Source organism: Emticicia sp., assembly GCF_043780375.1.
Taxonomy (GTDB): Bacteria; Bacteroidota; Bacteroidia; order Cytophagales; family Spirosomataceae; genus Emticicia.
Genome location: NZ_JAYWCU010000072.1, coordinates 1 through 10,448, shown reverse-complemented (window position 1 = coordinate 10,448; position 10,448 = coordinate 1). Strand labels below are relative to the sequence as shown.

At 35.9% G+C, this 10,448-nt stretch carries 6 protein-coding genes and 1 pseudogene; 1 reads left to right on the top strand and 6 read right to left on the bottom strand.

Annotated features, from left to right (window positions below; all coding sequences use genetic code 11):
* Positions 1-240, top strand: a pseudogene (locus tag ACH2CJ_RS05715) (IS982 family transposase); the annotation flags it as partial.
* Here the strand turns inward: ACH2CJ_RS05715 and ACH2CJ_RS05710 are convergent.
* From ACH2CJ_RS05710 to ACH2CJ_RS05685, 6 genes are all read right to left on the bottom strand, one after another.
* Positions 212-856 carry a hypothetical protein gene (locus tag ACH2CJ_RS05710; RefSeq protein WP_394991285.1) on the bottom strand — a complete coding sequence of 215 codons (645 nt, stop codon included), beginning with the start codon at positions 854-856 and terminating at the stop codon, positions 212-214. The pseudogene ACH2CJ_RS05715 and the gene ACH2CJ_RS05710 overlap by 29 nt on opposite strands.
* 5 nt (positions 857-861) lie before the next feature.
* Positions 862-1,680, bottom strand: a complete 819-nt coding sequence (locus ACH2CJ_RS05705) for a sugar phosphate isomerase/epimerase family protein (RefSeq protein ID WP_394991284.1) — start codon at positions 1,678-1,680, stop codon at positions 862-864.
* 121 nt (positions 1,681-1,801) lie between these two features.
* The gene (locus ACH2CJ_RS05700; protein ID WP_394991283.1) at positions 1,802-3,964 is read right to left on the bottom strand and encodes a formylglycine-generating enzyme family protein; all 2,163 of its coding nucleotides are present in this window, start codon (positions 3,962-3,964) and stop codon (positions 1,802-1,804) included.
* Between the two features lie 22 nt (positions 3,965-3,986).
* Complete coding sequence (locus ACH2CJ_RS05695) at positions 3,987-5,483, bottom strand: glycoside hydrolase family 28 protein (protein WP_394991282.1); 1,497 nt, start codon at positions 5,481-5,483, stop codon at positions 3,987-3,989.
* A gap of 48 nt (positions 5,484-5,531) precedes the next feature.
* Complete coding sequence (locus ACH2CJ_RS05690; RefSeq protein ID WP_394991281.1) at positions 5,532-8,114, bottom strand: glycosyl hydrolase-related protein; 2,583 nt, start codon at positions 8,112-8,114, stop codon at positions 5,532-5,534.
* 29 nt (positions 8,115-8,143) lie between these two features.
* Complete coding sequence (locus ACH2CJ_RS05685) at positions 8,144-10,417, bottom strand: hypothetical protein (RefSeq protein WP_394991280.1); 2,274 nt, start codon at positions 10,415-10,417, stop codon at positions 8,144-8,146.
* Between the last annotated feature and the right edge of the window lie 31 nt (positions 10,418-10,448).

The following is a 10,448-nucleotide window of genomic DNA, read 5'->3' as shown; positions in this document are numbered from 1 at the left end:
AAAGAGTTTCACGAAAAATTCAATGGAATTAGGCTCAAAGCCGCCACAAAGAAAAACTCATTAAAGAGAAATACTTGGGCTGAAGAACTTGAAAATAGATACTACCGAAAAACTATTGAAAATACATTTGCAAATATTACAGCTAAGTTCCCTAAAAAGATTCATGCCGTAACTGCAAAAGGATTTTTGCTTAAAATTCTTATTTTTATCATCATGTATTGCCTTGATACACAGTTTTAGGCTTTACGCAACTTACATTATTTATTAAATTATTGAAACGATCAGTAATATCAAAAAACTCAATGGCATTAATTTTCCAATGCTTACCTGCTAACTCTAATTTCTCAATTACAGGCGTGTTGTTTCCTGCGTTGCTCGGAGTCAGTTTTTCGAGATTTACCATGTCAGCAATGTTAGTTCCTTCACGAAGCCAAACACTGTTTGACTCACCTCTATAATAAAAATCACACGCAATAACTGCACAATCAGGGTATAAACGAAAGATTCTTTTAATTTCTAACTTATCAAGTGAATAAGTAATTATTGCCTCCAAATACTCTGGAGTAACTGTCGTTTCGGAAACTATTTTTGAAAAAAAATGAGCATTTTCTGCTTTTTCAGATTGATTTGGGAATGATAAATCTGGTTTGTTACCACTCATTTTCCACAATTTTGAAGCTTTTTTGTCCATTAATGAGCAAGTAATCAAGTTCCCATTATTCCACAAAAACTTTCGGGCAATAAATTGGTTTTCAATAATTAAGGTGTCATTTCTCAGTTCTGCACGACAAGTTTCTATCCTTTGTGCAACAACTGATGTACTAAAAAAACATAAAGTAAAAATTATGTGTTTCATAGATATTATTTCTTTAAATTTTTCAAATATGTCAGCGTTTGCGGCACTTGTTTTGTATAACTCGGACTTTCATCTTCAATGTAAAAATGCACAATACTTGAGTTATTGGCAGCTTTCAAAATCGCAGGAATATCTAACTGTCCAGTTCCCAAGGCCACATCGTTTTCAACGGATGTTCCTCCCGAATCATTACCAACTATACCTTTACGCAAATCTTTTAGGTGCATGAGTTTGTATCTTTTGGGATACTTTTTGAGCCAATCGGCAGGATCTTGTCCAGGGAAAAACGCCCATAAAATGTCTAATTCAAAACTCACATAGTCGGGATTAGTATTTTGAATAATGAAATCCATAAGTGTTTCATCTTCGTACTTTACGTACTCATAACCATGGTTGTGGTAACAAAATGTAAGTCCAAAGTCATTTTTTAGCTGCTTACCAATTTTGTTAAATATTTCAACTGCTTTCTTGGCATCGTCTATTGTAAACGGCGGTTTTTGCATAATCCAAGCCACACGAACATAATTCGCCCCAAGCGTTTTGGCATTTTGAGCTACTTCGGCAGTTTTGTTTTGAGCATCTGCGTAACTTACACCAAAAGACGAACATTTTTGTCCTCTCTCGTCTAATAATGCTCGAATATCAGTGGCTTTTCTACCAAATAAATTAGAAAATTCAATATCATTAATGCCCAATGTTTTCAAAGTATCAAGCGTTTTAGCTACATCTTTTGCAAAACTTTGGCGATAGGTATAAGAAACCATCCCGGCCGTTTGCGGAAAAAGTTGTTTACTTTTTTGTGCTGAAATTAATGCAGTATTCATTAAAAAAATGAATGTGAGTAAATGCTTAAATTTAATCATGGTATGAATTTTTGTTTTTTTAATTACATTATTAAAGCAATTCGTTTAAAAGTAAGAACCCTAACAACTATTTGTTTAACTCCTATTTTGTATCTACCACACACCTAAAACCAACAGTTGCACATCTGTCTAAACCTGCCCAAGTCAATAAATATTTTGCTCCAAAATTTGTTTTTTGAGCTCCACCATCAGCATACCATTCCGATGCTCGATTGGCGTACCAACATCCGCCACGCAGAATAATAAATTCGTTATAGCCATCAGTTCGCTCGCTTTCGGTGAGGTGCCATACATTGCCGCTCATATCGTACAAACCGTCTTTGGTTCGTCCGTTTTCAAATTTTTTTACTGACGTTGAACTTTTCCATTGCCCAGTATTTACGGCGGTTGAATCAAAAATGTTCCCCCACGGATAGGTCGTTTCTGCGTTGCCATTTTGAGCTGCCCATTGCCATTCGGCTTCAGTTGGAAGGCGTTTTCCTGCCCATTTGGCGTAGGCACGGGCATCGTTTAAGGTTATCCAGACAACAGGGTTATTTTCTTGTCCAATGGGTGGAGCATTGTTTACCCAATGTTTCAAAAAGTTTTCAGTATGAGTTGGTTTATAGCCACTTGAGTGTAAAAATTGGGCAAATTGGCTATTGGTTACATGCGTTTCATCCATGGCAAATGCACTTAATTTTGTTGTTACTTTACCCGTTGTAATTTCATTGCGGTTTTGACTCAACGCATAATCAGTAAAATTTCCGAGGGGATAAAAACCACACTCTCTTTGTCTGAATGCAAAGGTCATTTTAGCCGAATCCATTGGCACACGAATTACTATCATGCCCTTAGGTAAACTGTTTTTTGTGTATTTATTTGTATAAACAATGGGTTTTAAGTGCGGTGTAGGTTGAGTGAAAGTATTTTTAAAATCCGCTTTTCGATAAATTTCTTTTTGTTTTTTTAGAAAAATATAGAATTCTTCAGTCAATTCGTTTTCAGGAATAGCTAAAATACAGCCAATGGCTTTTGGCTTATAAGTGACATATAAACCTATTTTTCCATTTTCTTTTTCCGTTTTTACTTCCGTTCCTGTTATTAAATCAAAATATTTTAAACCTTTTGTTTCTTCCATTTCAGCAATTCTACCCATAGCTGTTTGCTCTTGTCGGTTGATAATAGTCCACAATTTTTTGTTGCCCAAACTCCACTGACTGGCATATACACGGTTGAGCTTGACTGGAAACAATGGAAACCAATCGCCACGGGTGAAAAAGTCGGAATATTGCCGTAAAATAGGTAACATACTGCGAAGCAATGTGCGGTCGCGTGGGTTTAACTCATTGATTGTGCCAAACACATTTTCCCAGAAAACAACTCCACAGCCATTTATCCAAGCATTTTGAATGACGGTAGACTGCTCATGACTGAAACGAGAAAGCCGATAAATGGTATGTCGTTGCTCTAACCATCGGTTGCGAACAAGTGCGGGTACTTCACCAAATTCAAGGTTTTTGACTTTATCATTCCAACCCACTTCCAACCACGATTGATGCACTTGGTTTAAAGCTATGGGCGTGATTGGTATCTCGGATTGAAAAATTGCCGTTGGATTGGTTCGTTGCATCTGCTGAAAAAAGCCATCAATGTTTGAAATCGTGTCTAAATATACTCCATCAGCACCCGTTTCTTTGAGCATATCCAGTAGTTCCTCATCATCGGTTTTACCATGATTTCTGCCAATATTGTCCCAAGGATTGTAGGCAATCATTAACTTTTTACCCAGTTGATGAATTTGATCGCAGAGTTTTTTCAAACCTACAACGCCGCCAGGTAAATTTCGGTAAAATGAATATTGTGAGCGATTGTCAAATCCTAACTGCGGATACGTGGGCCACAAAACCACTACGTCAACACCGCCATAATTATCCTCATACTTTTTTAGGCAATTTTGTATGTCATAATTGCCATTTTTATCGTATAAATTTTTGTCATTTGCCATCAGGAAAAAAGTTGAATACGCACTGGAAGCCCATTTATATTCCTTTTTTTCATAGTTTTCGCCTTTGTAATTCAAGAACTTCAAAGTTGAATCTTTCCATGTACGCAGTTCCGAACGCCAATCATTCCATTTTTCAGGGTTAGAAGGTGCTTCGATGAGTTGGTAGTATTTATCGGCAATTGTAGCCTTGGTTTGAGCCATAGCAATCCCACAAAAACACATCTGTAATACCAGTACAACATTTATTTTTTTAAACATATTTTTTGGTTTGAACTCAATACTAATCAATTATCTCTATTGCTTCGCTGTTCTTTTGCCAAAGCATGGTTTTATTATTTTCAAGTTTTTTGCCGTTAACAAACATATTTTTTAACTTTATTCCTTTCGCATCGTCGATATAAAAAGCAGGTCTGGCTTCGTTTTCGGCATATTTTATAGAAATATCATCTAAAATAATCCCTTTAGCATGGCGAATGTAAAATGCGGCTGCAGGAATTTTCAAACCAAAAGTTAATCTATTTTCAGGGTAGCCTTTGAGGTTTTCTGGAATAACAGTTGGGTAAGTTTTTAGAGAATCTGAACTAACAGTTATTGGTACGGTAATGCGTATATTTGAAAGTTTGATATCTTCCACTGGACTTTCTTCTAAACCTGCAATGATTGATGGAATAATACTTCTACTTTCAGCTCTGATATTCTGAATATTGATGTGCCGCATAACGGAAGGTTTTTCTTCAGGATTCAGAAAACGTTTGCCTACTCTAATAAAAATCGGACTCAAAACATCGGTCATAATAATGTCTGAAATATTGATGTTTTCAACGATGCCACCATCAACTCCCAAAATTACGATTCCAGTATTAACACTCTGAATATCAGGATTATATACTATATTTGAAGGCATATTCCAGTGGCGATAACCATTCAAGGAAGATTTTTTTATGATACAATTACTAACTGTAATATTTTTAAATCCTGTGCGTGAACCTGTTCCAAATTTGATTCCGTTACAAAGCGAGGAAAGCACACAGTTTGTAACGGTAATGTTTTCGCAAAATTTCTCTAAATATTCGCTTTTAAAACAAAGTGCATCATCTTCCGAATCAATGGTAGAATTTGAAATAATTACGTCCTTTCCATCTATGTCAAGCCCGTCACAATTCCAATTTGTCAAACTTCTAAGGTAAATTCCATCAATCACTACTCTTTCGCAACCCGAAATAGAAATGCAAACTTGAGCAGCATTTAATACATCAATATCCTTTAAAATGACATCTTTACAACCAATAAAAAAGATGTTTTTAGGCTTTCCATCCTTGTTTATACCCAATTGAAATGCCTTTCCCTCTCCAGCACCTTTTAATATTCCTTCGCCTTTAATACCTGTATGATGTGCATTGTCGGCAATCACAAGAGCTTTCATAGTTTCTAAATAACGTCCGTTATGGGTTATAGTGCCAAACTTTTTTGCAGATAAAATATTATGTTCGGGATAGTCTGTCGGGTTATAACTTCCCTGCAAAACCGCTCCTGCTGAAAGATTCAAATAGACATTCGATTTTAAGAAAATTGTACCTGTAAAAAATCGCCCAGCAGGCACAATCACTTCTCCCCCACCACTATTATAACATTTATCAATTGCAGACTGAATGGCATTTGTATTGAGAAAAGTAGTATCGGTTTTTGCTCCAAAATCAAAGATATTGTATGTTTGAGAATACGTATAATTTCCTTGTAATAAGGAAATTAGGGCCAAAAAATATTTTATTATTTTCATTTTTAAAACACGTAATAGGTAGTTATTTAGTAAATTCATCAATTCCCTTTATTTTAAAATTAAGCGATAGGTCTTTAATTGATATTGATTTAACTTTACCTTTAAAGCACCATTTATTGGCTTCAATAATTGTTCGTTGGTTTCAATATGCGTTGTTTGCCAAGCAGTATCAATAGGTTTTGAAAGTTTCAAGATTGGGCTGACAGGTTTAGCATTGAAATTCCAGAATCGTGTAATTAAGCCATTTTCAATACCCTCTTCCGAAGGTTTGACACTCCAAAGCAAAACATTTGGGTCGCTCATTGAAAGCAATGAAAAAGAACTGCTCTCACTTTTATCTTTATTACCGCTAATCCATTCGGCAACCAAAGGATTTTGGTGTTCCAAAGAAAACTTCATGGCACTCGTTGGGTCAAAAGCATTTTGATGGGTTGTCAAAGCAAAGCTGTAAAAGAAAGTTTTCTGGCCATTTTGTTTAAAAATTCCCATCATTCCACCGTCTTCATGCTTCTTATCTACTTGTCCGCCTGCCAAAGCGTGTAGAGTCGAGGAATTTTCCCAAAGAGAATCAACAGTACTTTCTCCTAATTTGAAAAAACTACAATCTTGATTTGATAAAGTAACGCCGTATTTTTCTTCGCTCAAATCAGCAAAATGATTAAAAGTTTGCCAGTCGAGGCGTGCATTTTGAGCGGCATAATGTCCACCACGGGTTTCTTTCTTGGCAATAATAATTGCTCCGACTTCTTCGTGGCGAGTTGTTTGATTTTTTAGCTTAAATGGAAAAGACCAAGTTCTGACATCGGTAAAATTAACTTGAATACTATCTTCAATTAAAATTCGAGGATTATTAGCAAATAAAGTCAAACGAACGGTGTGCAAAATTGGGTCTTGAGAAACGGCTTTTATGGTAATAGAAACAGGACCTACATTTTCGACAGATAGCGTTCCTTCTTGCAGATTTTTTACCCCTAAATCATTCAAAAATTTTCCGTCTAAAACTACTTGTTTATTGTTGGCTTTGCGGTCGAAAATTTCAGTAATTGCCCCTGATGGACTTAATTTTATTTTATAGAATGAATTGGAAATTTGGTCGCCCGAAACCAAAAGTTTATTGGAAAATTTCTTTGGCAAAGATTTTTGAATTTCAAAAATTTTATAACCTACCGATGGAATATTGTTGGTTTCAATTCGGATAAATTGTTTTCCATTTTTTGTAATAGCCTGATTAATAACTTCTTGATTGGTAGAAACATCAATCACTTTTACAGGAAAATTGCCTTCGTAAGCTATATCTGCCACATCATTTCGAGTCCAATTCAAAGGATTGAAGACATAAAATCGTGGATTTTTGGTTTTTTTGAGTTGTTTACCCAGTTCAAATGAGGAAAGTAAAAATAAAGAATCAACGTAATTACTGAGGTTAATTTGCAATTTATTCTGCCACGTAGCACGAGTATTTCTATTCACGGGACCATCGGCAGTCCAGTTGTGTTCCCAATAAAAACCGAGCGATTCCCACGCTATTAGCTTTGATTCGGTGAAATTTGAGCCGAATTGTTTATTTTCTAATGAAACAATTGAAGCAAGTGCCTCGGCAGATCGTAATTTCTCCACCGAACGACGAACTTTGGCAGTGGTTTCGTTCATTGATGCACAATATAAATCCCACTCATTACCATAACTCAGCGATTCAGAAGGCAAATTAGGATAATTTTTTTCTACATCTTGGAAAAAATCAATTTCATTAGAAACCCGCACTTTGCGAGTTTCGGTGGTTTTATTTTTAGCTGCCGAAACAAAAGGTTGAGAAACAAAAGTAGAAAGGTCGTCCCAGCCATAACCAAAAGCTCCCGCAATATTGAACGGATATTTAGGTGAATTGGCATACGCATCCAACTTATCAATAACTTGCTCTATTTCAGCGGTTTGACTAACAGGTCGTTTCTTTGGATAAAGTCGGCATTCTGCATATCCGCCAAAAGCTCCATTCTTTTTTTCGTTGTAATCATACCATTTTGTCAAAACACTTGAGCCGTCTAAACCTGCGTAATGATACAATTGATTCCTTCTATTTTCACGGTATTTGTAGGTCATTTGGCTACCATAACCGCCAATTCCTTTGTAACTATATTTTACACCCGAACCCGCCCAAAGCGATGCCAAACCTAAAGGAATTGTATTATTTTCCATCGCCTGAGCAAGCTTAAACCGTACATTGTAAGCACGTTCCAGACTTCCTGCGTAATACATTCCACGTAAAACTGCTTCGGTTGGTTGAGCTCCATACGTACTTACTAAACTGTTGAGAGGACTATTAATATGCCCTGATTTAACAGCTGAAATCAAATTATTAAATTGTACTGGTGAACGGTATTTTTGATATGCTCGCAACCAAATACTCCCATCACAGTTAAATCTTGCTTGAAAATCGGGAACATTATTTTTAGTAGAATCTATTTGGTGGAGGTAAAAATCCAACATTTTTACAAAAGCTGTGTCATACTTTGCTTCATCTGCCGTCCACATATAATCAGTGTGGTCGTCATTGGCGATGTATAGTCGTTTTTGTTGGGCTTGGATTGTCAAACCATAAAATAAGAAAAAGATGATGATAAAAAATTGCTTCATTTTTGATGATTCTTATGATATGAGTATGTTTATTCTTTGATTTTAAAATAACAATACAATGGCCAAGCGTGTGGATGGCAGCAGAAACCTTGAAAAACATTCGCTCGGCCTTTCTCCCAAAAATAACATAAACCATCGTGTTGCGATAAAGTAGAATTAACATTATCGCCACCCGTCCACTGTCCCAACCAAACGTTAGGATATTGGTCTGTAAAATTCTGAAAACTCATGGTATGGAGCAGTTTTTTTGCTTCAATTTTATCAAAAGTTGCTACACCCGCTATAACTGACCCTTCGAGCGAAAACCATATTCCGCCATCCTCACCTTCTCCCGTGCTACTCCAAATGGGTTTTTCTCTAGTACGAAAACCAATTTTTTCGGGCGAATAAATTTTGGATTTTACGTATTCATAAATTTCTTTTTTTCGGGCAATGCTCAAATCAGGAATCTGTAATAAATATCCTTGTGGTTCGATGCAGACGTTATCAATACCATACCTTATTTTTTGATTCAGATAAGCACGAGCCGAGAATTTGCGGTCGCCAAAATCTTTAAAATAAGCCTCTGAGACTTCTTTTCTGTAATTTTCTAAGGCAATTATAAAATCCCTTGCTTCGGGATTCTTAGAATTTTTGAGTTCCGCAATCAACTTTGGGAAAATAGCAAGTACCATCACCGAATTTAAGTGCGACTCCGCCGTCCCAGCATATTTGTTTGGTGAGTTTTCGTGAAAAAAACTATCACTCCAGTCAGAATTCAACATTTTTATGAGTCCATTAGATCCTCGCCCAATTTCATCACGCAGATAAATGAAGTAATTTTTTAGGATACTCAGTACCACCTCACCTTTTTTATTTTCGGCTGGATAAAGCAAAACTTTTTCGTTCAAAAAACCATAATCTTTCGTAGTAGCTAAGTATTGTGAAAGCGTATTAAAAAAATAAAGTTGCTCATCGCTTTCTTTGTAGATTGAAGGCGGCGTATAGCCATTGCCTGCATCGCCCCGCTTAATTTCACCATCTGTTTCGCTGTGTTTAATAACATAGCGAATGATAGATTTTGCCAAGGCTGGATTGGTATAACAAACGGGCAATGCAGCTTGCAAATGGTCACGATTAGAAATATTATCGCCAAAATGATAGGCATAAATTGTTCCTTGTGGAATAATTGTTTCACCATAATAGGCACAATAAGTGGCCATTGCTTCTAATGTATAGGCATTCCAATTCATTTCACGCCTAAGCACCGTATCTTTTTCGGTCGAAAAATCGGGTAATTGTTTTTTCCATGCTGTTTGATAAAATCCTTCGGTATTGCTTTTCAGATTTACATTCAGAAACAATTCATTGATTTGATGTTGAATTGCTGCTTTGGAATTTTCATAGTTAAGACCAACAATTATATGAAAAGTACGGGTTTCACCAGGTTTTAATGTGGTCGATAAATGAGCCGATAAAGTGTCTTTGTTGGCAGTAATTTTGTTGGCAATATTTTTATCAAAACTCTTGGTACTCATAAATACAGTAGGCGGATTCAAATCATAAATATAGCGTTGATTTTTGCTTGGAAAGTTTAAAAATATATTGGGCTTGCAAGTCAAATTAGCAATTGCCGTTTTTGTGGTGCCATCAACGTTTATTTTGCTAAAATAATTGACGGGTCTTTTGGCTTTGTCATAAAGTTGGATAGCACTCGGTGTGTAATTTACTTTTATTCCTTCCGAATAAGTTACTTCTTGTGGCAAATTGCCCGTATTTTTTATTGTAATTGAAACCACAAAAGAGGGATTTCCTGTGTTTATTTTTGTGGAAGGTTTTACCGAAATAATGCGTTCGCAGCTAAGGTTTTCGTCCAAAGTATAGGTATATTTAGCAAAGCCAACGCCAAAAAACTTTTTAGTGCGTTGTGTGTCAATGGCAATTGATTGTAGCCCAATTAGGTCTATTTTCTTTCGTTTATTGCCTTTACCTATAATAATTTGGGCATTATTCGAGCCATAATTTTGCTGATTTTCATCGGCATTCACCCTCGCCCAAGCCCTTTCGCCTGTCATAAATTGATAAATACCACTGGCATGAACAAAAAGTGATAATCGATAATTTCCCAGTAGAAAATAAGGGTCATTTTGTATATAAGAATCCTGCCCCAGTTTGTCTTTCGCAACATTGGGAAGTTTGCCAGTATATTGATAAACAGGAAGTTGTTGTGAAGAAATACTCCATTTACCAACAGATTGGGCTATGATGAAATTAGTTTGGAAAAGTAAAATAATTATTGTGATAAAATTTCGTAGGTTAGTCATTTTTAAATTTTAAATTTTTATAATACCTAGG